We start from the raw sequence: 26985 nt of genomic DNA on the forward strand, positions 1-26985 counted from the left end.
ATCAACCCCTTGCTCCACCTGAAACGGTGACTAAAGAACCCTTATCGGTATTACCGCTTGAGCCTGTTACACGGCTTGTAGGCCACTCGACTTCTTGATTACGCTTCTTCTCGTAGGAAGCCATAGCACTCATTGGACCAGGACGGGTGGGATTGCGACGGCGTGCTGATGCACCTTCGGTTCCCGTGACGTGTTTTCCACGATCCCAATCATCGCCGGTCACCTTGGTAGACGAACCTTCGCCGGTCACTCGTGAGATGTGCTCGGCTGGTTTTTGATCTACGTCTGGAGCTGTTAGGGCTGTCGGTTGAAACCGACGGGCTTGCTGTTGGGAATTTTGAAGTTCACGATTGTCAAATCGAAATTGTTCTGTACCGGTCACCTTTCCGCCAGCCATGTCAAAAGGACCGGTAATGCGATGGCCATTCTCATAAGCGATACCGGTCACTGAGGATCGCGAATCACGCCGCCGCTGCGCCGCTCGTGCAGGCGATACGACACTAAAGCTCATCCAAGGAGCATGCTCGTCGGACTGAACATGGCGATCGGAACTCGCAAGAACTTCGGTTCCACAAACAGCTGATAATTGTTCAGCACCGACGTAAGGAGTGCCTGAGATCGTTTCACACGCACCGCGCTCATTACCGGTCATGACTCCACCAATCCCCGGCTGAATACCTGTCATAGAAGCTGCGGGAGTACCTGGGCGATACGGGGTGCGTTCGCGAATTGCTTGAACGGCTGAAGTACTGCAGTACTGACCAGCCTGCTCAAGGCCTGCATAGGGCGTTCCTGTGACAGGCTTGCAAGTCCCCGGTTCATCACCAGTCACTTGTTCAGATCTCCCGGTTTGGGTTCCGCTCACCACAAGACTGCGGTTGGTAGTACTGAAACCAACTTTGGAGGCTTCGGCAACTGGCTTCGAACCACAAAAAGAGTGGAACTGTTCGGAACTGAGGTATTGGTCACCAGTGACGCGATGGCAGGACCCAAACTCATCTCCGGTGACGGCTGATGAACGACCCACCAAGGTACCGGTCACACTTGCACCAGCCACGGTCTCGGATATACCAACCTTGGCGGCTGGACGACCTTTAGGCAATGGATCAGAACCCAAGTATTGATCACCTGTGAGGGTGCGGTCCGCTCCAGCTTCATCACCTGTCACGCTGGAGGAACGACCCACCATTACACCGCTCACACGACGTCCCTGCTGGGTAAGGCTCTGACCAACCTTCTTGGGTGAAGGGTTCACACCACCGCAATAAGCGGCATGCTGAGTTGCAGATATGTACTCTGTACCGGTCACACTTTTGCAAGTTCCGGGCTCATCACCAGTAACTTTCTCTGAACGACCCACCTCATTTCCCGTCACTCGGTTGCCATGAGTAGTGGCGGTGACGCGCACCTTTGCTGGTGTTGTCGTCTCGGGTGCGGATTGACAAAAGGTTTGAAACACTTCGGCACCGAGATACTCGGTGCCTGTGATGGAACGGCATGTGCTGGCTTCGTTGCCCGTTGTCTTTATCGAGCGATTGGCTTGGGTACCAGTCACAATCTGACCGGAGGATGTTTTGCTTTCACCAACTTTCCAGTAAGCGTCAGCAGAAGCAGCCTGTTTTGCGCCGTGACGGTTCGGACCACTTGGACGTGTAATTCCGGTGCTTTGTTGGTTTCGAGAACCTGCCTTAGCACGAAGCTGACGGACTCGCTGGGCGAGCTCCCGACTGGTTAAATCAGGGTTCGCATGACGTGCAACAGCAGCAGCACTGGTTGGTTGTCTTCCTGCAGTCTTGCCATGCTTAGCCATGGCTTCTCTACGGGCTAAAACTAGTGTCCGGCTAGGATTATCGATAGCACGACGCTTCAGAAAAACGGAACGTCGATCATTGTTACGACTGCCCAGTTGAGTAGCGGGAGCAGATAACGCTAGGCGAGATGTCTGTGAGACCGCACTATCTCCACCGAGTTTGAAAACTTCCTTCTTAGATCCTAGTGTGGCGGCAGGAACAGTTGACTTGGTTCTACGGACAATCTCAGCACGAGTGCAATCATGGGATGTGTCAGCCGCTTTTCCGCGACGAGATAAGGCATCACGGCGGGCCAACGCCAGTTCACGGCTGGGGCGGCTCAAAGGCTTGGCCTGAGAACGATAGGCAGAAGAAGATGTCAATTTCTGCCAACGTCGCTGACCAATAGAAACCGATGCAGCAGGGGTTGATGCCTCAAGTTCAGGAGGCGAAGCACTGGCATCGGTGCGGCGCCTCAAGCGGACATCGGCCGCTGTGCGAACACGATTCGAGCCATTACCGGCAGCGATAGATGCCTTTTTACCAACAATGGTGAGAGCCTTTCGGCGCTCAAGCGCAAGTTCGCGACTAGAAAGTCTTACCATGTCTGCCCAAGGGTGTCGTCGTGAATAATCTGTAAAAAACTGAGCCCTGATGAAGGTCAGGGCTCGGAACCATTGAATCGCTGGTTTAGCGACCCTCAAAGACTACGAAGCAGGAGCCTTGGCTCTGAGTGTATGCGTCGTAACCGACTATGCGTACGTGATGGTCGGGGTATGCGCGGTGACAAGCTTCAAGCTCACTAACCACATTGTTCAAATCCTTTTCACCAAAGAAAGGAAGCTTCCAATAAGACCAATAGGTGGCCATGGAGTTAGAAGGATGGACGTGCTCAACGAGCGGGCTCCAACCCTGAGCGATAATGTACTCAATTTGATCGTAAATTTCGTCCTGCGTCATCGGCGGTAGGAAACCGAAGGTCTCCAGGGTGGCAACTGTTTGATAGTCACCCACGGTGCTCTGGAAAGGCATAGGGGTCTTGCTTTAACGAGGTTGTTTTGGTCGAATCGGAGTTGTCTGGTCAGATTTTTAATGAAAAAGAGTTAGGGACAACATTGCCCTTTATTCTCAGATCATTGGACGTCGAGTTTGTCGACAGTGTCGAACTCGAACTTGATTTCCTTCCAGGTATCGAGAGCGATGGCCAGCTCAGGGCTATGCTTACCGGCCTCCATGAGAATGTCACGGCTTTCTTGCTCGATCTCGCGACCAGCATTGCGTGCCTTAACGCAAGCCTCGAGAGCCACACGGTTAGCAGCAGCGCCAGCAGCGGAGCCCCAAGGATGGCCATGGGTACCACCACCGAACTGAAGAACCGAATCATCACCGAAAATGGCAACTAGCGCGGGCATGTGCCATACATGAATACCGCCGGAAGCAACGGCAAACACACCAGGCATGGAACCCCAATCCTGATCAAAGAAGTTGCCACGGCTACGATCTTCAGGAACGAAAGATTCGCGCAATTGATCTATGTAACCGAGGGTGGTCTGACGATCGCCTTCCAACTTGCCGACCACGGTGCCGGTGTGCAGTTGGTCACCCCCGGATAGACGTAAGCACTTGGCGAGGACACGGAAGTGAATGCCGTGCTTGGGATGGCGGTCAATCACAGCATGCATGGCACGGTGAATATGTAGCAGCATGCCGTTCTTGCGACACCACCTCGATAGACCAGTGTTCGCGGTGAAACCGCCGGTAATGAAGTCATGCATGATGATTGGCATGCCAAGTTCTTTGGCGAACTCGGCACGCTCATACATTTCTTCAGGGGTGTTGGCGGTCACGTTGAGGTAATGACCTTTGCGCTCACCAGTCTCTTGTTCGGACAGTTTGATGGCTTCCGCAACAAATTCGAAGCGATTTTGCCAGCGTTGGAAAGGCTGGGAGTTGATGTTTTCGTCATCTTTAGTGAAGTCCAGACCGCCGCGCAGACACTCGTAGACAACACGTCCATAGTTTTTGCCGCTCAAGCCAAGTTTTGGTTTAATGGTGCAACCCAACAGAGGGCGACCGTACTTATTCATCCGATCGCGCTCAACAGCGATACCGTTCGGCGGGCCGTAGCAGCTCTTGATAAAAGCGATTGGAAAACGTATGTCTTCCAATCGTAGATGGCGCAAAGCCTTGAAGCCAAACACGTTGCCAACCAGTGAAGTCAGAACGTTGGTAATGGAGCCTTCCTCAAACAAGTCGAGAGGATAGGCGACAAAAGCATAAAAGGCTTCCTTGTCACCAGGAACGTCTTCAATGCGATAGCAGCGGCCTTTGTAGAAATCGAGGTCGGTAAGCAGCTCGGACCACACAGTGGACCAGGTGCCAGTTGAGGATTCAGCAGCCACAGCAGCGGCAACTTCTTCTTTTGGAACACCTTCTTGGCCGGTGCACTTGAAACAGGCTAAAAGGTCGGTATCTAAGGGAACGTAATCAGGAGTCCAGTAAGTGTCCCTGTACTCCTTGACCCCAGCGTCGTACTTTTTGCTCATAGGAAAACTCTGTTTGGTCGGTGAAGAGGTGAGGTGGGGTAGGACGTAGCAGCCTTCTCAGGGGCTCAGCCGGTTTCAGTCCTTCTGACCACTAAGGAAGTTGCCATTGCCAAGTGCAGGCTCTACTTCACGATGGGGGCGGGCAATGATGTGAGCAGCAACCAAGCCGTCTCCTACACGCTCGCAAGCATCTGCACCGGCACGCACTGCGGCGTTTACGGCGCCGGTTTCGCCACGGACCAAAACAGTTACATAACCGCCGCCGACGAACTCACGACCAATTAGGCGCACCTCAGCAGCCTTGGTCATGGCATCAGCTGCCTCAATTGCGGGAACCAGGCCGCGGGTCTCGATCATGCCGAGAGCGATACCCATGGTTTCGTTAGCCATTGCCTACCGGAGAAAAAAATTGTGGGATGTTCGCTCGAGACATTGCTCTGCCAAGACCCTCGTCGTCAAGCGATTTGGAGCCCTGTCTTGATTACTGTCTGTGCTCAACCCTATAAGCTTGACCTATCAGCCTGCCGCTAAAATCTCTCGAATTGCTGCCGGGGCTTCTATCTGTGCCTTTCCAGAGGTTGTTATTGCAGCAACCGTAACGCTCTAATATTACAAAATGTTAAGAGCAACAACAACTGCCTAGCGTTTGTGGAGATGGAAAACTCTTGGTTTGGTTGGCTATTGAAACGTCTAGCGGTACTGTTCTTGCGACTGTTTTTATCCTCGGAATGATTTCCCCGTTGCTGGGTCATCCTTGAGCCGGCTTTTGACCATTGCTAGCGGCAACCCAAATAAAGTCGCAGAGATTGGTTCCATGCTCGGGCCTTTACCTCTCATCGTTCAGCGTCAACCCGACGATTTGAACGTTGAAGAAACCGGCGTTACATACCAGGAAAATGCCAGCCTTAAGGCGGCGGCAGCGGCACGTCGAACTAACAGCTGGGCAATTGCTGATGATTCTGGGCTAGAGGTTGACGCTTTGCAAGGAGCGCCGGGCCTCTATTCAGCTCGCTATGCATCAGACGATAATGCAAAGGTTCGACGTCTACTCAGCGAGCTAGGAAATTGTCCTTATCGTAGCGCGTGCTTCCGCAGTACGATGGTGCTAAGCAACCCTAGAGGCTGCTGCGTTGCCGCCGCTGAGGGTGTGTGTTGGGGTGAAGTCCTGACAGCGCCGGCTTATCCAAATGGAGGGTACGAGTCGTTGATTTGGGTGCGTGAAGCTCGGTGTAGCTATGGCCAACTCAATCTACCTCAACTGAATAAACTTGGCAGTCGAGGCAAAGCTGCGAGAGCACTAGCCACACTTTTGCGAAAACATCTAAAACTCGATTAAAGGAATCAACGCATAGTTGAGTTGCGATTAACCATTTCGATAGAGCGCATAGCAGCTGCAGCAGCCTCCTCTACATCCCCTTCCCGTCCAGCGAGGGTTAGGCGTCCAAACGCTCCGACCGCTTTTACGTCAACGAGCGTGATGTTTGATGATTTCTCAGCTTCGTTGGCTGCAATGAGCACGTAGCCAGCTGGTTCTGTTTCGAGTATGAACATACTCATTCCTGCTTCAATCATCGACCCGCGACGGTTTTGACGATTGATCAGAACGGTATGATCAGGGGTGATAGCACGAATTACCTCGGTCCAGCTTACCTCAGCAGAGTTGCGTTGTTCAACTGTGCCGCCAATAGCTTCCAAAACGACGTCGCCCGAATGAAGTACTGTGCTTTGGTCGCGATGATAGAGGGCCATGGAACCAAAAGCCCGCTCCACTATCATTTGGCCGAGGCGAACATTGCTAGCCTTCAACGCAATATCGGTAACTCGATGAACTGCCATACCTGGCGATACTTCCATCCATAAGCAAGCGTCGCCAGGTATGGGAAGAAATCCCTGGCTAGCCGTTCCCATGTAGGCTGCCAACTGCGGCTGTAGTGAATCAATAAAGACATAAGTGCGAAGCTCAATGGATTGCACATGGCTGTTCTGGCGCAACAGCCGCGGTGACTCCGAATCCGTTGTAACAACGCAACTAGCACCTGCGACAGGCGATCGCTGCACTTCGGTCCCGGTCACAAGCGCGCTACCGCTAAACCGCCCCTCTCGGTGCTCGAAGTTGGCGAAACTGATCATTGTGGGATTGTAACGGACGATTTTACATTGAGACTCGCCATGACGCCAGGTTCCAACCTGGGGGTTGGCTGTACTCGGATGCGATTGACATCGTCTCCCGAACTACCCTCAAAATCACGGTGATTTCTAAGCAAACCTGCGCAAATGCTATACAGATCCAGTGTTGACTACGGTCGTGGCGTGGTTGCCTTTTCCCATTTAATCCAACACTTGAATCAAGGTAATTGAAACCAATATATTGCAGCTACCATTAATTAAAAATACTCTAATACTGCATCGTTTCAAAGGTACGTCTCTCATTATTGGAATATGGACCTGTTAGCTGAACTCTCAACTGCTGGTCAAATTAAATTTTAAAGGTCAGATATGAAGTTGATTGAGACCAGACGAATTTTAAATTCCAAAAAAGTTCGTTTTGGTTTTGAGATAGATAGAGACAGACTCCATAAGATCTTGTATTTTTATTTCGGTTAGCGGTACCATAGTATGTTTGAGATTTACCTATTCATAGACAACTGCTAGAATCGAGGCAGGTGGGATAGGGGATTAAGTGTTTTAGGCTGTGCAACACTGACGATGGCGGTAACCTTATTGTTATTATCGTTATTGTTTTTGGTTTTTGAAGTGGAAAGTCCGATATGATGAAAGCGTAGCATTGACTCAAAGTTCACGCCGCAAAAATTTTACTATTAATTTTTCCAGGTAAGTTCTTCGCATCTAGAAGCATCAACCCTGTGGTTTCTGTCTGTTAGTAACTGATTCCAAAGAGTTTGAGCACTATTGGGCTGAAGTGCCTTTTCGCCAGCACATTAAAGAAAGTTTCATCGATGGAGTGGCCGATGTCCGGCCCAACCTTGCTTAAGGAAAGTGGACCGCGAGAAGTGTTCTGCGGACTCACGTCGATTGTTTGGCTTCACAGGCGAATGCCAGATGCCTTTTTTCTTGTTGTGGGATCTCGTACCTGTGCATATCTGATCCAAAGTGCAGCAGGAGTAATGATTTTTGCTGAGCCACGCTTTGGAACGGCAATTCTGAACGAACGCGATCTAGCTGGCATCGCAGACGCGCAAGAAGAACTTGATCGCGTCGCGCATGAGCTCCTGCAGCGTCGACCTGAAATTCGGACACTATTTCTTGTTGGCTCCTGTCCGAGCGAAGTGATCAAACTGGATTTAGCCCGTGCCGCGGAGCGGCTAACAGAAGAGCTTCAAGGTCGTGTCCGTGTTATTAACTATTCCGGCAGCGGCATCGAGACCACTTTTACACAAGGTGAGGACGGAGCACTCGCAGCACTCGTTCCACTGCTTCCAGCCTCTGAAGAACGCCAACTCTTACTTGTCGGCACATTGGCGGATGCCGTAGAAGACCGCTTCACATGCCTTTTCAGCAGGCTCGGTATTTCAGTGATACGGAGCTTGCCGCCGCGTCAATCGACAAATCTGCCTGTGGTCGGTCCCGGTACTACGGTGCTCTTGACACAGCCGTACCTTACAACTACGGCACGGCTGCTGCGGGATCGCGGTGCTCGGGTGCTTACCACAACCTTCCCCCTTGGTGCAGAGGGAAGTCGGCGCTGGATGGAAGCAGCCGCACATGACTTCGGCATCAGCGACGGCCAAGTGCAAGCGGTTCTTGATCCCCTGATGGAACGAGCTCGGATCGCTTTAGCTCACCATCGCGAGGTATTGCATGGAAAACGCATCTTTCTCCTTCCCGAATCTCAACTCGAGCTACCCCTCGCTCGTTTTCTTCAAAGGGAATGCGGCATGGAGCTCGTCGAGGTCGGCACTCCCTATCTCAATCGAGACCAGATGGCCGAAGAAATCGCCCTTCTACCAGAAGGAACACCGGTCGTGGAAGGTCAGCATGTTGAGCTGCAATTAGACAGAGTCCGTAATAACCAGCCAGATCTTGTAGTGTGTGGAATGGGTTTAGCCAACCCTTTAGAAGCAGAAGGGATCGCCACTAAGTGGTCTATCGAACTCGTCTTTAGCCCAATTCACGGAATCGATCAAGCTGGTGAATTGGCCGAACTGTTCTCAAGACCACTGAGACGACACCAGCTACTCGCGCGTTAGCAACGACAGCACATCTTTAACCACACTTGTGTGATCTCCTATGGAATTAACGCTCTGGACTTATGAAGGTCCCCCGCATGTTGGGGCCATGCGAATTGCAGCTTCGATGAAAGGTGTGCATTACGTGTTGCACGCTCCGCAGGGCGATACCTATGCCGACCTTCTTTTCACCATGATTGAACGACAAAACAATCGACCACCCGTCACCTACACTACATTCCAAGCGCGTGACTTAGGCGGTGATACCGCAGAGCTCGTCAAGCGTCACGTGCGTGAAGCCGTTGAACGTTTCCGGCCCGATGCCCTTCTCGTTGGGGAAAGCTGCACAGCGGAATTGATTCAAGATCAACCCGGTGCTCTTGCTGAAGGGATGGGCTTGGACCTTCCGGTTGTGAGCCTTGAGCTTCCCGCCTACAGTAAAAAAGAAAACTGGGGAGCATCTGAAACCCTGTACCAATTGGTGCGTGGGCTTCTTAAGAATCACTATGTTCAAAGCGAGAGCCGAGATCCAACAGCCTGGATATCAGAAAATCGAAGGCCCTGCGTAAATCTGATTGGACCTTCACTCCTGGGATTTCGCTGTCGTGATGACGTAATCGAAATCAGTAGGCTTCTAGCGAACCATGGCATCAACATCAATGCCGTAGTTCCACTTGAGGCTACGGTGGCTGATATTTTGCGGTTGCCACAGGCAGACTTAAACGTTTGTCTTTATGCGGAAATCGCTGAAACCTGTTGCAGTTGGATGGAACGCCAATTTGGACTCCCATTTACTCGAACGATACCCATTGGCGTGGGTGCCACAGCTGATTTTTTGGAAGAGATTCACGGACTCCTCGGGATGAATCCACCTGATGCAAAAGAAGGGCAACGTAGTTCCAGATTGCCCTGGTATTCTGCATCCGTCGACTCGACATATCTCACCGGCAAACGTGTTTTTATTTTTGGAGATGGAAGCCACGTTTTAGCTGCTGCACGAATTGCCAAGGAAGAACTGGGTTTTCAAGTGGTAGGATTGGGCACTTACAGCCGGGAGATGGCTCGTCCGGTGCGAGCTGCAGCAAAAGCTTTAAGGCTGGAAGCCCTGATAAGCGATGACTATTTGGCCGTGGAAGCTGCGATGGCTGAGGCCGTGCCGGAACTAGTGCTCGGGACGCAAATGGAGCGTCACTGTGCCAAACGTTTAGGAATTCCTTGTGCGGTGATCAGTACGCCTATGCATGTACAAGATGTACCGGCACGATTTAGCCCTCAAATGGGATGGGAAGGTGCCAATGTGATTTTTGATAACTGGGTTTACCCACTAATGATGGGTTTGGAAGAGCACCTAATCGGGATGTTCCGTCATGATTTTGAATTTGTGGACGGACATCAAAGTCATCTAGGCCATCTGGGTGGCCTACAAGCAGCTCAAGCTCAGGTTGACGAAACAGCTGCCACAGTAAGAGAACACAGTGGGAACAGTACTGACTCCCCAAGCCATTCCAAAGTTGGCGTCGCGACGCCAACTTTGGAATGGACCCTTGATGGCGAAGCCGAATTGAAAAAAATTCCATTCTTTGTACGCGGCAAGGTGCGGCGGAACACGGAGATCTTTGCTAAAGAACAGGGCATAGCCCGTATTGATAGTGAAATTCTCTATGACGCCAAAGCTCACTACGGCGCTTGATTATTTAGGGTCTGTTAACTAATGCATAAGTATTTGTCATTGACGTTTTTGAGAAAAGTGTGAGCAAATGAACACTGTTCAACCACTTATGTCGAATTAACCATGGACATAACAAACGGGCCCAGCATTGAACTTCAATGAAGATAGATAGTTGACCTCCATGACAACCACGCTGTCGCGTCCTACGGATGGAGAGGGAAGTGTTCAAGTCCTTCAGGACCCGAAAATAAAGATCGAAGACGGGGCTCTCGTTATTGCGGTTTATGGCAAGGGTGGAATAGGTAAATCCACCACTTCATCAAACCTATCAGCCGCCTTTTCAAGGCTCGGAAAACGTGTTTTGCAAATCGGTTGTGATCCTAAACACGACAGCACCTTCACCTTGACCCACAGAATGGTGCCAACGGTGATTGATATTCTCGAAGAGGTGGACTTTCATAGCGAAGAACTGCGTCCGAAAGACTTCGTTTTCACCGGGTTCAATGGCGTAAAATGTGTAGAAAGTGGTGGACCACCTGCCGGAACTGGTTGCGGCGGCTATGTTACCGGACAGACCGTAAAGTTACTCAAAGAGCATCACCTGCTAGAGGAAACTGATGTTGTAATCTTCGATGTTCTTGGCGATGTAGTTTGTGGTGGATTTGCAGCCCCACTGCAGCATGCTAACTATTGCTTGATTGTAACAGCCAACGATTTTGACTCAATCTTCGCGATGAATCGCATTGTACAGGCTATTCAAGCTAAAGCTAAAAATTACAAAGTTCGATTGGGTGGCGTCGTTGCAAACCGTTCAAAAGATACCGATCAAATCGATAAATTCAATGAGCGCACTGGCCTGCGCACCATGGCTCATTTTAAGGATGTGGACGCAATCCGACGCTCACGGCTGAAAAAGTGCACTATCTTCGAGATGGATGAGAACGATGAAGGAGTCATGGCTGTTTGTAATGAATATTTATGCCTCGCACAGAATATGCTTGATAAAGTTGAACCCCTTGAAGTAGTCTCTCTTAAAGACCGTGAAATTTTTGACCTACTTGGGTTCGACTAAGTTAGGTCTTTATTACTTTTAGAGCTCTTAATATAAAAAGCTTCTTTAAGCATCGTTTGGATTAGAAGTGTTAAGCCTTAGTTGTAACAGTAATACGACAATATAAGATATTGAGGAAAATCGGGTATCGTTATTGTCAGCTTGTCTAATCAGAATAAGCTGTTAGTGAAGTCCGACAAGTTGTTTGGATAAGTTCCACACTTTTGAGGCAGTTTCTCGATCAGTAGCCTGTTCCGACAGTTGCTGGTTGAATTGCTTGCCATTTTTCTTTTGGCGGTTGCCCCAACTCCAATGCACCCCAGATTCAGCAAAATCTGAATCTGCCAACACCTTGGCGACTCGGTCACCAGCTAGCGCTTGGGTGACATAACCGCCGGTAATATTTTTTTGGAACCAAGGAAAGATCACTTGAAATGCTTTCGGGGCATTACGAAACAGTGACGAGTCTGCGACACAACCGGGATAGAGAGAACTAAACGTGATACCTGTTTTTTCATGAAGCCGCTGATGCAGCTCTTGCATCATGATCATATTGCATAACTTGCTGTCTTTATAAGCCTTCCCTGGCTTAAATTCCCTCCCATTAGCCATAGAAACAGGATCTAGAAAACCCAACTCAAAGCCAGAAAGATCTCCTAAGTCAGCTGGTGCAGGAATAGGAATTTTACCGCCTAATTCCTTTGAATTTGCCGTTACCGTGCCGAGAATCACAACACGCCTAGATGGGTGATTAGATGCCCTCAAACGATCTAGCAAAAGTTGGATCAGCAGAAAATGGCCTAAGTGATTAGTGGCCATCGATATTTCATAACCTTGTGGTGAACGCTCGGGTTGCTTCAACTTCGGCTTGTAAACCGCAGCATTACAAACGACAGCATCAAGCTTCTCCGGAAGACTTTGCATAGAGCGACGAATACTATCTAAATCACCGAGATCCATTGCAACGTGCTCTATTCGCTCTTTAGGGATCTTCAGTTCTGCTGCCGCTGCTGTTGCCCGTTGTGGACTGCGATTGGCCGTAATCACCTGCCAGCCGTGCATTGCCAAAGTGTTCGCAGCGTTTAGACCAATACCCGATGTCGTACCAGTAATCAAAACAGTGCCTGGTGTGCCGTACATGACAAGAGGTCGAACAGAAACATAGTCTGGGAGTCAACAGCAAAACGCTGCATCATGTGGTCATGAAATTCAGTGCCAAATAATTCGAATTCGATTTGGGGCAATCCATTGATCCTGCTCATCTATTAAGCGTTTCTCACCACCGATGCTAAACAAATGATCAAATCGCCTTTGTAATGTTCGCAATTTTATTGATTCTGCTGCAACAACAGCAGCCAACTCTTCGTGACGATCAAATCGCTCTTGATAAGCACCAGAAAGACGTACCAAACTAACTCCACTGAGGATTATCAAACCTACTTTGACTGTCAAAGCAAGAACACTGCACTGAAGCTCACGACGATCTGCTTGCAGCTGAATGTCAGTAACCACGTGTGCAGTGTCAGGCTGAGACATTGATCAAATTCAAAGTTAAACGCGGACAACGGTTTAAAACCTGTTACCCGTTTATATAACGCGGCCAGATCTAGTGCCAAACCTGTAATGGTCAATCAAATTAGGTATTGCTGATGCGTTTAATGGCTATTACTACTCAGGCACGGTACAAACTCACAGAAAGACGCAAAGCCAATACGGCAGCGTGGGCGGCAACCACGAGAGCAATAAAGATTTCAGCAGCAGAAAGGGCGGAGGCCATAGATGAGAGAACATCTAAACAACACTCCCATTCTTCTTCCTTGGGGCCGTTACAGGCCATCATTCGCAAAAGCCTGTCACACCAACTCATGGATCCGATTGTAATCGATGCAACATCAATTCGTCATCTTGATCTCAGTCCACTTCGGATTTGTACCGATCAGTCACTCAACTCATTGCTAGACCAAGGTCCAATTCTCGAGCTCAATTTCCACTGGCCCAGAGACGCAAGAGACCCACGGGAATTAGCGGAATGCCCAGAACCTCGTCTCTGGGCGTTGCGTGCTGATGCGCGTTATCCCTGGTTACCTCTTATACTGGAGCGTGACCGAGGTAGCTTGATTCGCCACGTTGCAATGGTAGTTTCGCATACCTTTAACCGCAGCGAAGGGCTGCGATTTGATCCCCAAGCACTCGATCTTTGGCTTACACATCGTCTGATGCAACTCGACGAGCTTTGCAACGAGAAGCTTAATCGACCTATGCGAGGTAATCTCTCGCAGATGGCAGTCGCCCTCGGTTACGAGCTCAACGACAGCTTTTGGGCCCTGTTGAACTAAAAGCAACCCAGCTCAACCAAAATTGGATAACGCAGTGATAACCATCAACTGCTAGCATGATAGTCAAATATCAAACCTAAATGGTACGAGCATCAAAGCAACCGACCATTCACGGCTTTGCCACAGCAGCTACCCAACCCAGTAACAGCCCTAATCGGGAGCTTGTAGCAACCTTTATGCATAAACTATTGATGAGGCAGCGCTTAGGAGAGCAGAGCACAGCTGAAGTGTTGATCTGAACAGCTTGGCTAACTCAAGTAGATATCAATCCAATTAACAAATGAGATCCATGACCAATTCTTTTTCAGAGCCAAGTATTCCGGCAATCCTATTAGCAGTGTAATCAACCCCCGCTAGAAAAGAGTAGAGGTAAATTCAGTCATCGCATGGTTCCTCAGATGGGAGTTGCTGAAAGGCACAAGGCGTGGAAGCGGTATTGATGGTTTCTTTGGTATAACCAACAGCGTTCAAATTGCAGCAAAGCTTGCTAGTATTGCTGCCAACAGGGCCAGTTCAGCTGTTAAAGCTGGACGCAGGAAGACAGGTGCGCTGCGTGAGTGAACGATTTTGCTCGCTAAAACCGTCGGTCTGAAACAACAGCTGGATTGCCTGTAGCTAAAATTTGGTAAAGAGGTAGGTATGATTTGGCCAAAGTAAAAGAAGGATAGGAACCCTGTGGTTATCATTATGATTTAGTAAGTCCACCATATCGCCGGCCAGAAACCCTGGAGCGGCTGAGGTTGGCGCGTTCGCCAAGACAGCATGACAACCGATTCCCGTACCTCATACCTAGATAGTGTCTTTTAGCACACTCCCCACAGGGCGGTTCATCCCCACCCTGCGTGCCGATGGTTACACCCAAATGGCATTGGATCGTTTGTTGCTTAATCAAAACCAGACCCGGCCAGTCCTTCGCTTTTATCAATGGTCTGGCCCATGGTTATCGCTGGGACGACATCAGCGCAGTTGGCCAGAACACTGGAATGAACTTGTCCAGGCCAAAGAGATCACACTGGTACGTCGTCCAAGTGGCGGTCGGGCTGTCTTACATTCGGGCGGTTTAACCTATGCTCTCTTATGGCCCGACGCTCCGCGACGACGGCGACAGGCTTACCTAGAGGCATGTCAGTGGCTAATCGACGGATTTAGTACCTTGGGCTTGTCACTCTGCTTTGGCCATGAAATTGCAACGACTGATTGCATCAATTGCTTCGCACAGTCTACAGCAGCAGATCTAGTTGACTCCGGAGGAGTTAAACGCATCGGAAGTGCACAGTGCTGGCAACAGGGACGTCTGCTTCAACACGGAGAAATAGTCCTGGATCCATCGGTTGACCTATGGCGGTCGGTATTCAAAGAAGCGCCACCGGTATCAGCCCCTTCCTCAATTCCTAGAGACACGCTAGACAAGCACCTTAGCAATGCCCTGAAGCGTTCGTGGTCTGAAACAGATTGGCATACCGAAGGGCTGAGCATCAGCGAACATCAGGAATTGGCTTCGCTGGTTTCTTCATCGGTGCTCTGGGCCTGAATCGACGCTACCACCTGAGGTAGCACTACCAAACCCATTGGATAGCTGTTTTGCTGTCGCGCCACTGAGAGAAACGATGCTGGCAATGTGATGCCTAATCGTTTCAACACAGCATCCCCAACATCGCTGCGATCGATTGTGGCGTTTGGCAAACCAGCAGCACTTAGAACGAGTAAACGGCCCTCCGTTGACTTCTCCAGGGCTCCAACTGCCTCCCAAAGGGCGGCACTACAAGAAATTGATGGAAGATCATCAAGCGGCTGCATGTGATCCTCCACCTTTTGTCGATCCCATTGCTGAATGGGCAAATTAAGCAGCGGTTGATCATCAATCCAACCTACCCAACGACCGCATTTGCACACCAAGACCCAATCTGCTGCACCGGCGTTTTCTTTTGCGTGCAAACGCATCTGGCTAAGACGACGCAAGGGTTGATCTGCTTCAATGACTCGAAAAGCATGACCCGCAGCCTGATCTACATTTAAATCTTGGAGAATTTTCTGGAGGAAAAGTATCTGTGATTGACTGCGGTTAGCACTAAGGCCAAACCAACCAATTAAGATTAATAACAATCCATTTACGCCAGCGCCTTGCCATAGAAATAGACCACCTATCACGATCATCAGGGTCGAGAGCAAGCGCCCCAAGGCTGAGGCTACCTGGACACCACGTTTTTGGCTACCCGTAATTTTCCAAACCAAAGCTTTAAGAATCAAGCCACCATCAAGTGGAAGACCTGGTAGGAGATTGAACAAGGCAAGCATCAGGTTGAGCAAACCGACTTGCCTAAATAGGATGGTGAATAGGGGTTGCTGTACTGTTAAGGCTTCAGCTACGAGCAACATTCCTAGCGCTAGCAGTAGGCTGACGATTGGTCCGGCGGCCGCAATGCGAAGGTTTCCCATAGCCGTGGAGCACTCTTTCTCTACTCGGGCGATACCGCCGAGATGAAATAGAGTGATACTCACCACTTTCACGCCTTCTCGGAGCGCCATTAGGGCATGGCCGAGTTCATGCAGAAGGACTGAAGCAAAGAGGAGTAGCGTAGTGAGCAGCGCGAATCCCCAACTGAGTACAATTGGTTCAACGGCTGCAGTGTAACGAGGCTGGAACAAGGTCGTGAATATCGCAACCGCAAACAGCCACGTCGGCTGAACCTTTATGGGAATTCCCACAATTTTGAAAAGTTGCCAGCCTTCTCTCACCACTAACCCGGGGATTGTGTCGCTTCGAGGACATGTTATCCCTGATCCTAAAGGAAGAAATGAATAGTCCCTATGAGCGACTCTCTCTCTGTGCCAGCTATCAAGATTTGTGGGTTAACGGATATAGAGCAGGCACTAGCTATTGCAGCCATGGATGTTCAAGCCATCGGAGCAATCGGTGTGGCCAAGAGTGCACGGTTTGTCGACTCTGCCCGACGCCGGAGCCTTTTTAAGGCCTTGCAAGAGAAAACACCAAATTTAAAAAGGGTTTGGGTTGTTGCCGATCCGAGTGATGGAGATCTGAGAGAAGCCTTGATTGGAGATGGAACTCCTTCATCAATTCAGCTACACGGTGCTGAATCACCATCGAGATGTGCAGCTCTCCAACAACGGTGGCCGGATGTTGAATGGTGGAAAGCTTTACGGCCTCGCAGAGCCGAAGATCTTGAAATAATGAAGCTTTATTCCGGAACTGTCGATGCTCTCCTTCTCGATGCTTGGAGCCCTAATCAGCTTGGTGGAACGGGTCACCGGTTGCCCTTGGACTGGATTTCTAGGAGGACTCAATTTACACCATGGTGGCTAGCGGGAGGGATAAATGCCGAGTGGATTCCAAAACTTTTACGCGAAGTTTCACCTGATGGATTAGACGCGTCTAGCATGCTTGAAGTTAAACCAGGTTTGAAGGATCTTGGCAAAGTTCAAGACTTAGTTGATGCGGTCCAGTCTCTAGGCTAGTTTACGAGTCTAGAAGAGCCTGCTGTTGACGCACCAACTCAAAAAACTCTTGCTTAAGGCTTGAGTCATGACGAAAGTCACCCCGTACAACCGAATTAACCATGCTGGTTTGCGGCTCTTTTACTCCACGCCACTTCATACAATAGTGTTGAGCTCTGATGATGATTCCCAAGCCCTGAGGTTCGCAAAGTTTTTCGATCTCATTTGCCAGAATCATCACGGCTTCCTCTTGGATGTGAGGTCGGGAAAACACCCAATCAGCTACTCGTGTAAACTTTGATAATCCAATCACACGACTACCTGGTTTAATTCCAATCCAACAGTTGCCCATAATGGGTACAAGATGATGTGAACAAGCAGAACGAACTGTGATCGGGCCGACTGTATAAATTTCATCGAGTTGCTTCACGTTGGGGAAACTTGCTACCTTGGGCTGCGGATGATAGCGGCCCTTGAATACCTCGTGGAGATACATGCGAGCAACGCGTTCAGCTGTCTCATTAGTGTTGTGATCGTTATCGATATCAATCACAAGAGTGCGCAATAGATCACGTACTTTGTCGGCTACTTCCACTTCAAGCCTAGCTAACTCACCAGGTTCTAAGTGCTCAGAAATGTTGTCATTAGCGAGAAATGGCACTCCAGCTTGTTGCAGACGTTCTCGAATTTCACTCGAGAGGTCAGAATGAATAACGCTGTCGGTGCCGATAGCAGTGCCACGGGAAACGAAGGGGACGGTAGTAGTCATAACGATTCGTTTAGAAGGCGCCGGCAGCCGGCATAAGTGTGAGGTCTTCGATCACTTGATTGGAGGGTTGCTCAGCCAGGCTTACCAATGCATCAGCAGCTTGATCGACAGTGAGCATGGCATGACGATTGAAATCGCTGTGTACGGTTTCTGCATCCCATAAAGGGGTGTTTACAGCGCCAAGTGTGAGCGTACAAGCACGGATACCACGTTGCCGCTCTTCCTCCGCCAAGCAACGCGTGAAGGCAGAAAGAGCAGCTTTAGTCGTGCAATACGCACCCCACTGAGGGAATGCATTCCGAGCAGCGTGGCTGCTTACGTTGATCACCAGACCACCCTGTGGTCGCATAACAGGAACAACCGCAGAACACACTTGCATAACGCTAGTGAGATTGAGTTGAAACAACCATTGCCAATGCTCAAGCGGCATAGCCAAAAGATCACCGGTATAGGCAGCGCCGGCGTTGTTGATCAGTATGGAGGGAGTGCCTCCTTTAGACATCAAACTTGCGAATGCAGTGCTGATCGAACCTGAATCGATAAGATCAATTGCTGCTGTCGCAACGAGCGAACCCGAAGAGCGCAGAGGGATCGCAAGCTCCTCAAGCTGACTTAGGTTACGTGCGGTTAGCAACAGATCCCAACCTCTATAAGCAAGGAGCTCTGCCGTGCGTCGCCCAATGCCTCGACTGGCGCCTGTGATCAATGCCGTTGGCAAACGCTTTTAGCAAACAGAGGCATACTAAGCGACATCATCAAAATCCTGTGAAGTTTTTTCGATAAAACGCCCCATCGCACGGAATTTCGAGTAACGTGCGTCTCTAATTTCCTGTTCTGAAAGAGTCAGCAACTGGTCTAGGTGGCGGTCAAGCGCTGCTCGGAGAATTTTTCCGGCATCCAGGGGAGCCCAATTGTTACCACCGGAGGGTTCCTTAAGAACTTCGTCAGCCACGCCTAACTCGAGCAGGTCGTAGCCTGTAATCCGTAAGGCAGCAGCAGCATCAGGGGCCTTGGTAGCATCCCGCCAAAGAATTGAAGCACAAGCTTCCGGGCTCGCAACGGTGTATACACTATGCTCGAACATGAGTAGGCGATCGGCAACGCCAATGCCGAGTGCGCCGCCAGACCCACCCTCACCGATCACAGTAGCAATAATGGGTACCCGCAAGCGGAACATCTCACGAAGATTCACGGCAATAGCCTCCCCTTGCCCTTGCTCTTCCGCCTGTAAACCTGCATAGGCGCCGGGAGTATCGATAAATGTGAGAATCGGCAAGCGAAATCGATCGGCATGGTCCATCAATCGCATGGCTTTACGGTAGCCCCCGGGTGTTGCCATCCCAAAATTGCGAGCTACATTCTCCCTGGTGTCACGCCCCTTCTGATTTCCAATTAGTAACACGGGACGATCGCCTAGACGACCAATACCACCTACCAGGGCTTGGTCATCATTGCCCCGACGATCTCCGTGGAGTTCAACCCAATCGTCGCAAAACATCTGTATGAAGTCGAGCGTGCTGGGCCGTTGGGGGTGACGGGCAACTTGAATTTTCTGCGCAGGTGTTAAACTTCGGAAAATTTCCTGGCGCCTTTTAGCCGCAAGCGATTCGAGCTGCTGGAGCTGCTGAGTGACGTCGACCTCAGAATCCCGTGCAAGCTGACGGATTTGTTCAATTTGCTTCTCCAGCTCTACTAGAGGCTTCTCGAACTCGAGTAGGGGACGACGAGTCATGAGATTAAGAAAGAGTCAGGCTGCGGCCTGAAGGTTGGTTTTGAGATTGAGGGTTGAGAAGCCGTGGCGGACGGAAGCCGCACCAATCAAATCCATTTTCTCTAAGGTGATGTTGTTTCGACCCCAACTGAAGTTGGTGTGATGGTGCTCAAACTCGAGCAACATCGCCTCGGCAAAACAAGCAAACATCTGGCGTTGAGGTTTTTCCATTTCGGCGATCGCCATCATCGACCAACCTATATCCCGGCAGAACTCCACGATGCCACCTTTCAGTACATGAATATCGCCACCAGCAACTTTAGAATCAAGATTTTTAGGGTAACCACCGTCAATCATCAAGCAGGGCTTGCGCAGGCTGTTGTGATCAATTTCCAATGTGCGGGGCATACTAGCTACCCAGATCACAACATCAGCCTCGGCAAGTGCCTTACCGAGAGCGAGAATGCGCCCACCTTTAAGTTCAGACTGAAGATCTATCAAAGGTTGTTGCTGTCTAGCCACTAAGAGCAGTTCGCCAACACCGGTGCGAGCCTTTAACCAACGACAAACGGCACTGCCAATGTCGCCGGTAGCACCCACAACAGCAACCTTGGCAGATCTAAGGTCGATTCCTAATGTCGGAGCGTTGTTTTCAACTTGACGACAAATCACCCAAGCGGTGTGAGTATTGCCAGTAGTAAAACGCTGCCACTCAAGTATCGTGTTACGGATAGTCCGGTGTTGAAGCAGGTTAAAATTTTCAAATATAATTGAAGTAAAACCGCCAAGGGCTGTGATATTAATGCCTTTCTTCTGGGCGAGTTCCATCGCGTTCAGAACCTTGCGCCGTGCCGTTTTGAACCGGCTAAGCATTTCGGGTACAAAACAGGAATCGATATAGGCCCCTTGGATCGTAATACCAGCGGGGCTAGTCACTTCAACATGCTCAACGAGCTGGGGGGGAGCACTGCACCAAACGTCAAAGTCGCCCCCAGCGATGTGATCGAACCCAAGCTCTAAAGCCTTGAGACGGGCGATCTCAAAACTTGTTGAATGTCCGATCAGACCAAACATGTCCTGTCTTTAAGTTTCTGAAGGGACGACCCCGGAGACCCCATAGTCTCACGGCAACTGGTACTAGCCACAGCTGTAGTGGATGCAGGGAACCGGCATCAAAGTCGTTAAAACATCAAACTGTGAGAGCTACTGAAACCATTCTGGCAATATCGCGAGAACTGAAACCAATCTCACCCAAGGCCTCTTGGTAGGCAATCAAGAAATCTTCGATCAGATCCTCTTTTTCCATGTGGAGGATGGCTGCATCAGCGGCAACCTCTTCAAGCATGAAGCGAATCAAAGGCAGATTAGCCCTGTTGGCTTGAAACAACTCGTCCCTACTAGCTTCAAAATTGGCCCTAAGCCACTTCTGACCATAGTTGAGGTGGGTGTACTCATCTTTCACAACCCCCTCGGTAATTTTTCTAGCGAAGGGATCAGCGACAGGAATGTAAATGTGGTAGGCAGAAATCGCAAATGCTTCGATTAGCAACGCCTGAATCAAAAGGCAAGTCACCACCTTTCCGTTACGCAGGGCGTTCTGGAAGTTGCCATGCAGAGGTCCAAAAAAATCTTCAGCGAAAGGCATATTTGCCTCAACGCCAAGATTTCTTCCACAGGATGTAAACCCTTTCATGTGCTTCATTTCCATTCGCGCAAGGCGCTCCAGCTCCTCAGCCTGGTCAGGGATCAGTGTGCCCAGAGAAATGTAGTTGTCGTGAGCCTCTTGCTCGCCCTCAATCACGATTGCATTGATGCGACTGTATGCGTCCTTATACTCAGCTGTCGTGAAGTCTGGTAGCGCGTCTTGCCCCCTCAGCACGGATACTTCAGGTGCATTGAGGGTAGTCATAGGAGGCAATCAACCACTATCGATGCGATAGAGAATAACCAGATACCCAAGACTTCGGAACAAATGGGTCCAAAGTTCAGCGGTCAAGGGGGTTACCCAGGACGCCCTCGGTGGGCGGCCATTCGCTGCATAACAAGCTTTCTAGACGTTGTTTCCAATGAAGAACTAGGGCTTGCTCGAGTTGCTCACCAAGTTCTGCAGACGCTTTCGTTGCATTGCCGATAACGCCTGTTTTACTCAAATCACTCGTAAGCCAGGCACAGGGAGCCGCCCCCTCTAGGCTCCAACCCTCCGGAGGTTTAAAGGGTGAGTTTTGTCCATGAACCCCATCAAATGGACGGGATACCCCTACTAGCTCCGAGGCTAAGCGAAGCATCAAACTTGTTTCAGCCTGACCAGCATGAAGACCATTAGAGAGTTCTTCAGGAGGGATTAGCGATGGCAATGCCGTTACTCCACTCCAGAGGAAACAGGGTAGAACCCCCATGGATGGACAGCGAACGCGCAATTGACGCGCCGCCACCTGGAGGAGTCCAATCTGCCCTCCATGGGCGTTAAACAACACCAAACGTTGCACTCCCATCGCTGCCAGTTGACTACCCACTTGTTCAACGATCTGCAACATCAACTCAGCACGAAAGCTGATGGTCCCTGGAAATGCCTGATGCTCAGGTGAAAAACCAACTGATTGCACCGGTAAACGCCAGATAGGACAATCATGATCAAGGCGACTCAGGACAGCATCCAGAATCCGATCGGCAAATAAAGCATCGGTCGCAAGAGGTAGCTGAGGGCCGTGCTGCTCGCATGCTCCAAATGGCCAAATCACTGTAGAGCCCTCCTGTTTTGCCGCCTTTTGGGCCTCAGGCCAGGCGAGCTGATCAAAGCATCGTTGCGATTCATCCATCCCGGTTCCCTTGCAGAGGGGCGTTTACCAACCTTGCCTGTCAAACTGGTTAGTCGATGACCCAAAATGGTCCATGGCCGCAGCCGTCAGTTCGCAGCCCAATCGCCCTAAAACACCTCAGCAGGCTGCCAATAAGCCCCTGCAGGTGGTAAGTATCAAACGTAAAGAGGAACAAAATCAACTCCGGCGTAAGGTGGATAAAACCCAACTGGCAGCCGAAGCTACTACCAAAGAAGCAAAGCTATCAGAGGAGAACGTCGTGTTGGCCGGGCCGCCACAGATCTGGCAATCGCACGGTCACTCTGACTTCAGCAATAGAACCTGTGTAGAGGTGGATGCCATAGGAGACATATCCATGGCGGACGTCATGGGATCAACCGGCAGTAAGCTCAAACAAAAGCGGGATGACGAGTCTCGCAACGTTGAAGATTGCGATTTCGACGAGGCGGCCTTTCTAGCTGCCCTTGATGAAAAGGATCCGATTGGGAGTACCGGTGAGATAATTAAAGGTGCCATCATTGCCGTTGAGAGTGATGGCGTTTATGTGGATATCGGGGGTAAAGCTCCGGGATTCATGCCAAAAAAAGAGGCGGGACTTGGTGTAGTTACTGATTTTCAAGAGCGTTTCCCCAAGGGACTTGAAGTCGAAGTTTTAGTTACTCGTGAACAAAATGCCGATGGCATGGTCACTGTCAGCCGTCGCGCGTTGCAACTGCGCAAGAGTTGGGACAAAGTGAAGGTTCTGGAGCAGGAAGGAAAGGTAGCGCAGGTGATTGTGAGCGGCTTCAACCGCGGTGGCGTCACTTGTGACTTAGAAGGTCTTCGAGGGTTCATCCCCCGCTCTCAGTTGCAGGACGGTAGCAATTATCAGGAGCTTGTGGGGAAAACCCTTGGAGTCGCCTTTATCGAAGTGAACTCCGAAACCCGAAAGCTGGTGCTTTCCGAAAAACGCGTAGCTGTCGCTGCTCGTTTTCAAGAGCTTAAAGTGGGGCAACTTGTGGAAGGTTTTGTTGTCTCGGTTAAGCCTTACGGCTTATTCATTGACCTTGGCGGCATTAGTGGATTGCTGCATCAATCAGCCATTACTAATGGCAATCTTCGATTCATTCATGAGGTCTTCAAACAAGGGGATTGGGTAAATGCCCTCATTACTAATTTGGATCCCGGTCGGGGGCGTATTGGCCTCAATACAGCACTCCTTGAAGGGCCTCCCGGCGAATTATTGATTGATAAAACCAAGGTGATGGCCGAAGCAGCAAGCCGAGCTCATCGCGCCCAAAATATGCTCAAGCAAAAAGAACAGTCGGCTGGATGAAAACGGCCAAAAAAAAAGGAGCTGACTGGGAACTTGATTTTTATTCCAGACCAGTCCTTGAGTCAGATGGTCACAAACGCTGGGAGCTGTTGATCACTACAACACCACTAGCTAACGATAATGTAGCCCCCTTCCGTTTTGCCAAAATCTGTCCCTCGGGAGAGGTGAATTCTCTTTGGCTTAGCAAAGCACTCTCTGAAGCTCGAGGTCAGGCAATTGAAGCCGGTTTTGGCGAACCTGCTTGCCTGCGCTGTTGGCGCAGCTCGATGCGAACCATGGTGCAGCGAGCGGCGAAGGAACAAAATTTGGAGGTCATTTCTAGCCGTCGCACCTTCGCCTTGATTGATTGGCTTGAGCAGCGTGCGAGAGAGGTTTATCCCCAAGAAAAAGGTTTTATGACAGGCCCTCTTGCTCTGCCACCTGCGCTAATCCCTGCCCCAGCACTTCCTCTTCCAGAAGAGGTTCAAGGTGAAGCCTGGGCATGGGCAACTCTTCCCGCTAGTCTACTCCGTGACGCCAACGACTGGCCCATGAGCTTTAGCGGGCTGCTTCCATTGCCGAAAGGCATTAAGGACCAGGCCCAAGTCCCAGGGCTTCGACTGTTTAGCCAAACCCGCTCCTTAGCCATGGCTGGATGGTTTGGAGGTTTAGAGCCAGTGCGCTTGATCGTAGAAGGGCGCCAATTAATTCTGGAAGCGGGACAAGACGACCGTTGGTTAGTGAGTGATCTTGATGGTTATACAGCTCAGAGGGTCGCTTCAGAACTGGACGCATGCCAGGAGGATGTAGGCGGCCTTCAATTCATTGCGATCCAGTCTAATCCAGATGAGCAAGCCTTTGCCGGCTTCTGGATGATGCGTGACATCCACATTGCATGACGGGTTCAGCGGTCGATCCCTTTGATCGTCACGACATTAACTTCAACACGCTCCAAGACTGGAGCTGGATTGGCTGCTATGGGGGGTATTACCTCCAATCTGACCTTCTCTACAATGCAAGTTTTGAACATGGCTTTTTCACTCGTTTGTGGCAGGGACGTGGACCGGATGAACTTGCTGGTTACATCAGTGCAGGAGTAACTGTTCACCGAACTCAACAAGTTCACAGTGGACGTGTGCTCCCCGCCAGCAAAGCCAAGGGAGATCCATGGCCAGAAGCTGACGGCTTGGTGAGCGATCAGGGAGGACAGAGTCTTTGGGTCTGTGGGGCAGATTGCACCCCAGTGCTAATTGCTGATCCCATTACGGGACATGCTGCAGCGTGTCACGTTGGTTGGCGTGGCGTTGCGGCCAGAATTCTTCCGGAGGCAATACGGCAGCTAGAAACGGTTGGTGCTAAACGATCTGATCTTCTGATCGCTTTGGGCCCAGCTATCAGCGGGGTTTGCTACCAAGTCGGAGGCGAAGTTATCGATGCTGTGACCAACAGTCTGATATCGCACCACAATCAAAATATCCAGTCCCATCGGATTTCTTTGCAGGCAGAGGTTCTATTGCCCGACGATATGTCAGAATGTCAACGTCTTGATATACGTGGTGCGGCAACTATTCAGCTCTGCCAAGAAGGCATCAAAACCGACAAAATCAGTCGCTGCCCTTTGTGCACACTAGACAATCCAAATTTGTTTCATTCGTGGCGGCGTGATCAGGTAGAAGCAGTCCAATGGAGTGGCATTGTCGCTCAGGCATCAGTGACTAGCTGAAGTGCTAGTGCCTCGGCAGAACGAATTCCATCAATCCCAGCCGAGAGAATACCGCCAGCATAGCCAGCCCCCTCACCCGCCGGAATCAATCCACTTACATTAGTCGATTCTAACGCAGTATCACGTGGAATCCGTACCGGAGAGGATGTCCGCGTCTCTACACCTGTTAAAACTGCATCAGGATGATCATAACCTGATATGCGGCGGGCAAAAACGGGTAAGGCCTCCCGTAACGCCATAGTCATAGATTGAGGAAGCAGGTCACTCAGATCGGATGGCCGAATTCCCGGTTGGTAGGACGCTTCAACTGATCCGAGGTGCATAGATGGGCGATTTGCTAGGAAATCTCCTAACCGCTGGGCAGGTGCAGCGTAGGTGCTACCGCCAAGTCGATAGGCTCGTTGTTCGAGGTCTCGTTGGAGCGCAATTCCTGCTAGGGGGTCTTCTGGATACCGTGCGTAGGGATACAAGTCCTCTGGTTTAAGCGTCATCACCAGTCCACTGTTAGCATTGCGCTCGTTCCGAGAGTGTTGACTCATGCCATTAGTCACCACTCCTCCTTCTTCTGACGTAGCTCCGATAACCAAGCCGCCGGGACACATGCAGAAGCTGTAGACACAGCGACCGTTGCTGGCATGATGAACCAGCTTGTACTCTGCGGGGCCAAGCCTAGGGTGGCCGGCAAAAGTGCCCCAGCGAGCCGTATTGATCAGTGATTGAGGATGTTCGATGCGAATCCCAATTGAAAATGGTTTTGTCTCTAACTCGACGCCAATTTGTTCAAGCATTGCAAAACAATCTCGGGCAGAGTGACCAGGAGCCAAAACAAGGTGTCGGCAGGAGATAAACTTGCCGTTAGCCAGTTCAAGGCCGACAAGCTGGTAGGGCTTTTCCCCCAGGCATACTTCAAGACGTAATTTTTCTACACGGCTGGCAAAACGAATTTCTCCACCCAAAGCCTCAATTCGAGCTCGCAGCCCGCGGACTACCGTGGCTAGCTTGAAAGTGCCGATATGAGGGCGTTGTGAGGTAAGGATCTCCTTGTTGGCGCCACTAGCTACTAACTCTTCAAGTACCTTGCGCCCGTAATGCTCAGGATCACTTACTTGACTGTAGAGCTTCCCATCGGAGAAAGTTCCGGCTCCACCCTCGCCGAATTGCGCGTTGGATTCAGGATTAAATCTTGATTCTCCCCGCCAGAACGCAAAGGTTTGCAAGGTACGCGGTCTAATAGACTGGCCTCGTTCTAGTAGGAGTGGCTGAAAGCCCATCTGGGCCAGGAGTAAAGCAGCGAAGTAGCCGCAGGGACCAGCCCCAATCACCACAGGCCGCTGATCATTGGTTCTAAAGAATCCTTGTGGAGCAAAGGTTACAGGTTTATAGCGGACGTCTGAAACTCGACAAATCGCCGACTTATGCCTGAGACGTTTTAGTAGAGTAGCCTCCCCTCGAACGCGCACATCAACGGAGTAGACGAGTTTAATTTGATCGTGATGACGCGCGTCCACGCTGCGTTTGACAAGTCGTTGTTCTAGTACTTGATCGGCAGGTACATGCAACCGCTTAAGCACGGCCTTGGTAAGCGCCCCCTCGCCATGATCAAGCGGTAACCTCAACTCACTTAGGCGTATCATCTGACA

At 50.5% G+C, this 26985-nt stretch carries 28 protein-coding genes; 12 read left to right on the forward strand and 16 right to left on the reverse strand.

Annotation, left to right across the window (positions count from 1 at the left end):
* Position 1: 1 nt before the first annotated feature.
* The 4 genes from ABWV55_RS03440 to ABWV55_RS03455 all read right to left on the reverse strand — a co-directional run bounded on the left by ABWV55_RS03440 (position 2) and on the right by ABWV55_RS03455 (position 4726).
* Positions 2-2395, reverse strand: a complete 2394-nt coding sequence (locus ABWV55_RS03440; RefSeq protein ID WP_353292548.1) for a CsoS2 family carboxysome shell protein — start codon at positions 2393-2395, stop codon at positions 2-4.
* A gap of 85 nt (positions 2396-2480) precedes the next feature.
* Positions 2481-2822, reverse strand: coding sequence for a ribulose bisphosphate carboxylase small subunit (locus tag ABWV55_RS03445; RefSeq protein WP_353292301.1), 342 nt, complete (start codon positions 2820-2822; stop codon positions 2481-2483).
* A gap of 101 nt (positions 2823-2923) precedes the next feature.
* On the reverse strand, positions 2924-4336 hold the full coding sequence (locus tag ABWV55_RS03450) for a form I ribulose bisphosphate carboxylase large subunit (protein WP_353292302.1): 1413 nt from the start codon (positions 4334-4336) through the stop codon (positions 2924-2926).
* Between the two features lie 75 nt (positions 4337-4411).
* Positions 4412-4726, reverse strand: coding sequence for a BMC domain-containing protein (locus ABWV55_RS03455; protein WP_353292303.1), 315 nt, complete (start codon positions 4724-4726; stop codon positions 4412-4414).
* Positions 4727-5090: 364 nt separating this feature from the next.
* Here ABWV55_RS03455 and ABWV55_RS03460 point away from each other — a divergent pair, with 364 nt between their 5' ends.
* Positions 5091-5672 (forward strand): non-canonical purine NTP pyrophosphatase, encoded by a 582-nt coding sequence (locus ABWV55_RS03460; RefSeq protein ID WP_353292304.1) that lies wholly within the window; start codon positions 5091-5093, stop codon positions 5670-5672.
* A 5-nt stretch (positions 5673-5677) separates the two neighbouring features.
* Here the strand turns inward: ABWV55_RS03460 and ABWV55_RS03465 are convergent, their stop codons facing one another.
* On the reverse strand, positions 5678-6466 hold the full coding sequence (locus ABWV55_RS03465) for a BMC domain-containing protein (protein WP_353292305.1): 789 nt from the start codon (positions 6464-6466) through the stop codon (positions 5678-5680).
* A gap of 839 nt (positions 6467-7305) precedes the next feature.
* Here ABWV55_RS03465 and ABWV55_RS03470 point away from each other — a divergent pair.
* The 3 genes from ABWV55_RS03470 to bchL all read left to right on the forward strand — a co-directional run bounded on the left by ABWV55_RS03470 (position 7306) and on the right by bchL (position 11264).
* Positions 7306-8544, forward strand: a complete 1239-nt coding sequence (locus ABWV55_RS03470; protein ID WP_353292306.1) for a ferredoxin:protochlorophyllide reductase (ATP-dependent) subunit N — start codon at positions 7306-7308, stop codon at positions 8542-8544.
* A gap of 40 nt (positions 8545-8584) precedes the next feature.
* Positions 8585-10213, forward strand: coding sequence for a ferredoxin:protochlorophyllide reductase (ATP-dependent) subunit B (locus tag ABWV55_RS03475; protein ID WP_353292307.1), 1629 nt, complete (start codon positions 8585-8587; stop codon positions 10211-10213).
* Between the two features lie 160 nt (positions 10214-10373).
* Positions 10374-11264, forward strand: coding sequence for a ferredoxin:protochlorophyllide reductase (ATP-dependent) iron-sulfur ATP-binding protein (bchL, locus tag ABWV55_RS03480; RefSeq protein ID WP_353292549.1), 891 nt, complete (start codon positions 10374-10376; stop codon positions 11262-11264).
* Between the two features lie 162 nt (positions 11265-11426).
* Here the strand turns inward: bchL and ABWV55_RS03485 are convergent, their stop codons facing one another.
* The 3 genes from ABWV55_RS03485 to psaM form a co-directional block, all read right to left on the reverse strand.
* Positions 11427-12383, reverse strand: a complete 957-nt coding sequence (locus ABWV55_RS03485) for a protochlorophyllide reductase (RefSeq protein ID WP_353292308.1) — start codon at positions 12381-12383, stop codon at positions 11427-11429.
* A 69-nt stretch (positions 12384-12452) separates the two neighbouring features.
* On the reverse strand, positions 12453-12779 hold the full coding sequence (locus ABWV55_RS03490) for a hypothetical protein (RefSeq protein WP_353292309.1): 327 nt from the start codon (positions 12777-12779) through the stop codon (positions 12453-12455).
* Between the two features lie 136 nt (positions 12780-12915).
* Positions 12916-13020 (reverse strand): photosystem I reaction center subunit XII, encoded by a 105-nt coding sequence (gene psaM, locus ABWV55_RS03495; RefSeq protein ID WP_353292550.1) that lies wholly within the window; start codon positions 13018-13020, stop codon positions 12916-12918.
* 88 nt (positions 13021-13108) lie between these two features.
* On the opposite strand from psaM, the gene ABWV55_RS03500 reads away from it, so the two are divergent.
* The 4 genes from ABWV55_RS03500 (at position 13109) to ABWV55_RS03515 (ending at position 15110) form a co-directional block, all read left to right on the forward strand.
* A complete protein-coding gene (locus tag ABWV55_RS03500; protein WP_353292310.1) occupies positions 13109-13579 on the forward strand; it encodes a CRR6 family NdhI maturation factor in 471 nt (156 codons plus the stop codon).
* A gap of 80 nt (positions 13580-13659) precedes the next feature.
* Positions 13660-13818 (forward strand): hypothetical protein, encoded by a 159-nt coding sequence (locus ABWV55_RS03505; RefSeq protein ID WP_353292311.1) that lies wholly within the window; start codon positions 13660-13662, stop codon positions 13816-13818.
* A 166-nt stretch (positions 13819-13984) separates the two neighbouring features.
* On the forward strand, positions 13985-14140 hold the full coding sequence (locus ABWV55_RS03510) for a hypothetical protein (RefSeq protein WP_353292312.1): 156 nt from the start codon (positions 13985-13987) through the stop codon (positions 14138-14140).
* Positions 14141-14441: 301 nt separating this feature from the next.
* Positions 14442-15110, forward strand: a complete 669-nt coding sequence (locus ABWV55_RS03515) for a lipoate--protein ligase family protein (protein ID WP_353292551.1) — start codon at positions 14442-14444, stop codon at positions 15108-15110.
* Here ABWV55_RS03515 and ABWV55_RS03520 read toward each other — a convergent pair.
* A complete protein-coding gene (locus ABWV55_RS03520) occupies positions 15065-16315 on the reverse strand; it encodes a site-2 protease family protein (protein ID WP_353292313.1) in 1251 nt (416 codons plus the stop codon). The two genes, ABWV55_RS03515 and ABWV55_RS03520, sit on opposite strands and share 46 nt — an antisense overlap.
* Positions 16316-16387: 72 nt before the next feature.
* Between ABWV55_RS03520 and ABWV55_RS03525 the strand changes: the two genes are divergently transcribed.
* On the forward strand, positions 16388-17053 hold the full coding sequence (locus ABWV55_RS03525; RefSeq protein ID WP_353292314.1) for a phosphoribosylanthranilate isomerase: 666 nt from the start codon (positions 16388-16390) through the stop codon (positions 17051-17053).
* 1 nt (position 17054) lies between these two features.
* On the opposite strand, the gene folE is transcribed toward ABWV55_RS03525, so the two are convergent.
* The 6 genes from folE to ABWV55_RS03555 form a co-directional block, all read right to left on the reverse strand.
* The gene (gene folE / locus ABWV55_RS03530; protein ID WP_353292315.1) at positions 17055-17801 is read right to left on the reverse strand and encodes a GTP cyclohydrolase I; all 747 of its coding nucleotides are present in this window, start codon (positions 17799-17801) and stop codon (positions 17055-17057) included.
* Positions 17802-17811: 10 nt separating this feature from the next.
* The gene (locus ABWV55_RS03535; protein ID WP_353292316.1) at positions 17812-18519 is read right to left on the reverse strand and encodes an SDR family oxidoreductase; all 708 of its coding nucleotides are present in this window, start codon (positions 18517-18519) and stop codon (positions 17812-17814) included.
* 24 nt (positions 18520-18543) lie between these two features.
* On the reverse strand, positions 18544-19533 hold the full coding sequence (locus ABWV55_RS03540) for an acetyl-CoA carboxylase carboxyltransferase subunit alpha (protein WP_353292317.1): 990 nt from the start codon (positions 19531-19533) through the stop codon (positions 18544-18546).
* A gap of 15 nt (positions 19534-19548) precedes the next feature.
* The gene (locus ABWV55_RS03545; protein WP_353292318.1) at positions 19549-20586 is read right to left on the reverse strand and encodes a long-chain acyl-[acyl-carrier-protein] reductase; all 1038 of its coding nucleotides are present in this window, start codon (positions 20584-20586) and stop codon (positions 19549-19551) included.
* Between the two features lie 115 nt (positions 20587-20701).
* Positions 20702-21421, reverse strand: a complete 720-nt coding sequence (locus ABWV55_RS03550) for an aldehyde oxygenase (deformylating) (RefSeq protein ID WP_353292319.1) — start codon at positions 21419-21421, stop codon at positions 20702-20704.
* 76 nt (positions 21422-21497) lie between these two features.
* A complete protein-coding gene (locus tag ABWV55_RS03555) occupies positions 21498-22328 on the reverse strand; it encodes a creatininase family protein (RefSeq protein ID WP_353292320.1) in 831 nt (276 codons plus the stop codon).
* Between the two features lie 73 nt (positions 22329-22401).
* On the opposite strand from ABWV55_RS03555, the gene ABWV55_RS03560 reads away from it, so the two are divergent.
* Genes ABWV55_RS03560 through pgeF form a run of 3 tightly spaced genes read left to right on the forward strand, consistent with a single transcriptional unit; the run spans position 22402 to position 25345 of the window.
* Positions 22402-23643, forward strand: a complete 1242-nt coding sequence (locus ABWV55_RS03560; RefSeq protein ID WP_353292321.1) for a S1 RNA-binding domain-containing protein — start codon at positions 22402-22404, stop codon at positions 23641-23643.
* The gene (locus ABWV55_RS03565; protein WP_353292322.1) at positions 23640-24521 is read left to right on the forward strand and encodes a Tab2/Atab2 family RNA-binding protein; all 882 of its coding nucleotides are present in this window, start codon (positions 23640-23642) and stop codon (positions 24519-24521) included. Before ABWV55_RS03560 ends, ABWV55_RS03565 begins: the two co-directional genes overlap by 4 nt.
* Positions 24518-25345, forward strand: a complete 828-nt coding sequence (gene pgeF / locus ABWV55_RS03570) for a peptidoglycan editing factor PgeF (protein ID WP_353292323.1) — start codon at positions 24518-24520, stop codon at positions 25343-25345. Before ABWV55_RS03565 ends, pgeF begins: the two co-directional genes overlap by 4 nt.
* On the opposite strand, the gene ABWV55_RS03575 is transcribed toward pgeF, so the two are convergent.
* Positions 25324-26979, reverse strand: a complete 1656-nt coding sequence (locus ABWV55_RS03575) for an FAD-dependent protein (protein WP_353292324.1) — start codon at positions 26977-26979, stop codon at positions 25324-25326. The genes pgeF and ABWV55_RS03575 overlap by 22 nt on opposite strands.
* Positions 26980-26985: the final 6 nt, after the last annotated feature.

Origin of the sequence: Synechococcus sp. M16CYN, from assembly GCF_040371545.1 — a bacterium.
Lineage (GTDB): Bacteria > Cyanobacteriota > Cyanobacteriia > PCC-6307 > Cyanobiaceae > Parasynechococcus.

Excerpts from the sequence above, each read along its gene's own strand:
- ABWV55_RS03440 (WP_353292548.1), bottom strand. The coding sequence starts at position 2,395 with ATGGTAAGACTTTCTAGTCGCGAACTTGCGCTTGAGCGCCGAAAGGCT.
- ABWV55_RS03445 (WP_353292301.1), bottom strand. The coding sequence starts at position 2,822 with ATGCCTTTCCAGAGCACCGTGGGTGACTATCAAACAGTTGCCACCCTG.
- ABWV55_RS03450 (WP_353292302.1), bottom strand. The coding sequence starts at position 4,336 with ATGAGCAAAAAGTACGACGCTGGGGTCAAGGAGTACAGGGACACTTAC.
- ABWV55_RS03455 (WP_353292303.1), bottom strand. The coding sequence starts at position 4,726 with ATGGCTAACGAAACCATGGGTATCGCTCTCGGCATGATCGAGACCCGC.
- ABWV55_RS03465 (WP_353292305.1), bottom strand. The coding sequence starts at position 6,466 with ATGATCAGTTTCGCCAACTTCGAGCACCGAGAGGGGCGGTTTAGCGGT.
- ABWV55_RS03470 (WP_353292306.1), top strand. The coding sequence starts at position 7,306 with ATGTCCGGCCCAACCTTGCTTAAGGAAAGTGGACCGCGAGAAGTGTTC.
- ABWV55_RS03475 (WP_353292307.1), top strand. The coding sequence starts at position 8,585 with ATGGAATTAACGCTCTGGACTTATGAAGGTCCCCCGCATGTTGGGGCC.
- bchL (WP_353292549.1), top strand. The coding sequence starts at position 10,374 with ATGACAACCACGCTGTCGCGTCCTACGGATGGAGAGGGAAGTGTTCAA.
- ABWV55_RS03485 (WP_353292308.1), bottom strand. The coding sequence starts at position 12,383 with ATGTACGGCACACCAGGCACTGTTTTGATTACTGGTACGACATCGGGT.
- ABWV55_RS03490 (WP_353292309.1), bottom strand. The coding sequence starts at position 12,779 with ATGTCTCAGCCTGACACTGCACACGTGGTTACTGACATTCAGCTGCAA.
- psaM (WP_353292550.1), bottom strand. The coding sequence starts at position 13,020 with ATGGCCTCCGCCCTTTCTGCTGCTGAAATCTTTATTGCTCTCGTGGTT.
- ABWV55_RS03500 (WP_353292310.1), top strand. The coding sequence starts at position 13,109 with ATGGATCCGATTGTAATCGATGCAACATCAATTCGTCATCTTGATCTC.
- ABWV55_RS03505 (WP_353292311.1), top strand. The coding sequence starts at position 13,660 with ATGGTACGAGCATCAAAGCAACCGACCATTCACGGCTTTGCCACAGCA.
- ABWV55_RS03515 (WP_353292551.1), top strand. The coding sequence starts at position 14,442 with ATGGCATTGGATCGTTTGTTGCTTAATCAAAACCAGACCCGGCCAGTC.
- ABWV55_RS03525 (WP_353292314.1), top strand. The coding sequence starts at position 16,388 with ATGAGCGACTCTCTCTCTGTGCCAGCTATCAAGATTTGTGGGTTAACG.
- folE (WP_353292315.1), bottom strand. The coding sequence starts at position 17,801 with ATGACTACTACCGTCCCCTTCGTTTCCCGTGGCACTGCTATCGGCACC.
- ABWV55_RS03540 (WP_353292317.1), bottom strand. The coding sequence starts at position 19,533 with ATGACTCGTCGTCCCCTACTCGAGTTCGAGAAGCCTCTAGTAGAGCTG.
- ABWV55_RS03545 (WP_353292318.1), bottom strand. The coding sequence starts at position 20,586 with ATGTTTGGTCTGATCGGACATTCAACAAGTTTTGAGATCGCCCGTCTC.
- ABWV55_RS03550 (WP_353292319.1), bottom strand. The coding sequence starts at position 21,421 with ATGACTACCCTCAATGCACCTGAAGTATCCGTGCTGAGGGGGCAAGAC.
- ABWV55_RS03555 (WP_353292320.1), bottom strand. The coding sequence starts at position 22,328 with ATGGATGAATCGCAACGATGCTTTGATCAGCTCGCCTGGCCTGAGGCC.
- ABWV55_RS03560 (WP_353292321.1), top strand. The coding sequence starts at position 22,402 with ATGGCCGCAGCCGTCAGTTCGCAGCCCAATCGCCCTAAAACACCTCAG.
- ABWV55_RS03565 (WP_353292322.1), top strand. The coding sequence starts at position 23,640 with ATGAAAACGGCCAAAAAAAAAGGAGCTGACTGGGAACTTGATTTTTAT.
- pgeF (WP_353292323.1), top strand. The coding sequence starts at position 24,518 with ATGACGGGTTCAGCGGTCGATCCCTTTGATCGTCACGACATTAACTTC.
- ABWV55_RS03575 (WP_353292324.1), bottom strand. The coding sequence starts at position 26,979 with ATGATACGCCTAAGTGAGTTGAGGTTACCGCTTGATCATGGCGAGGGG.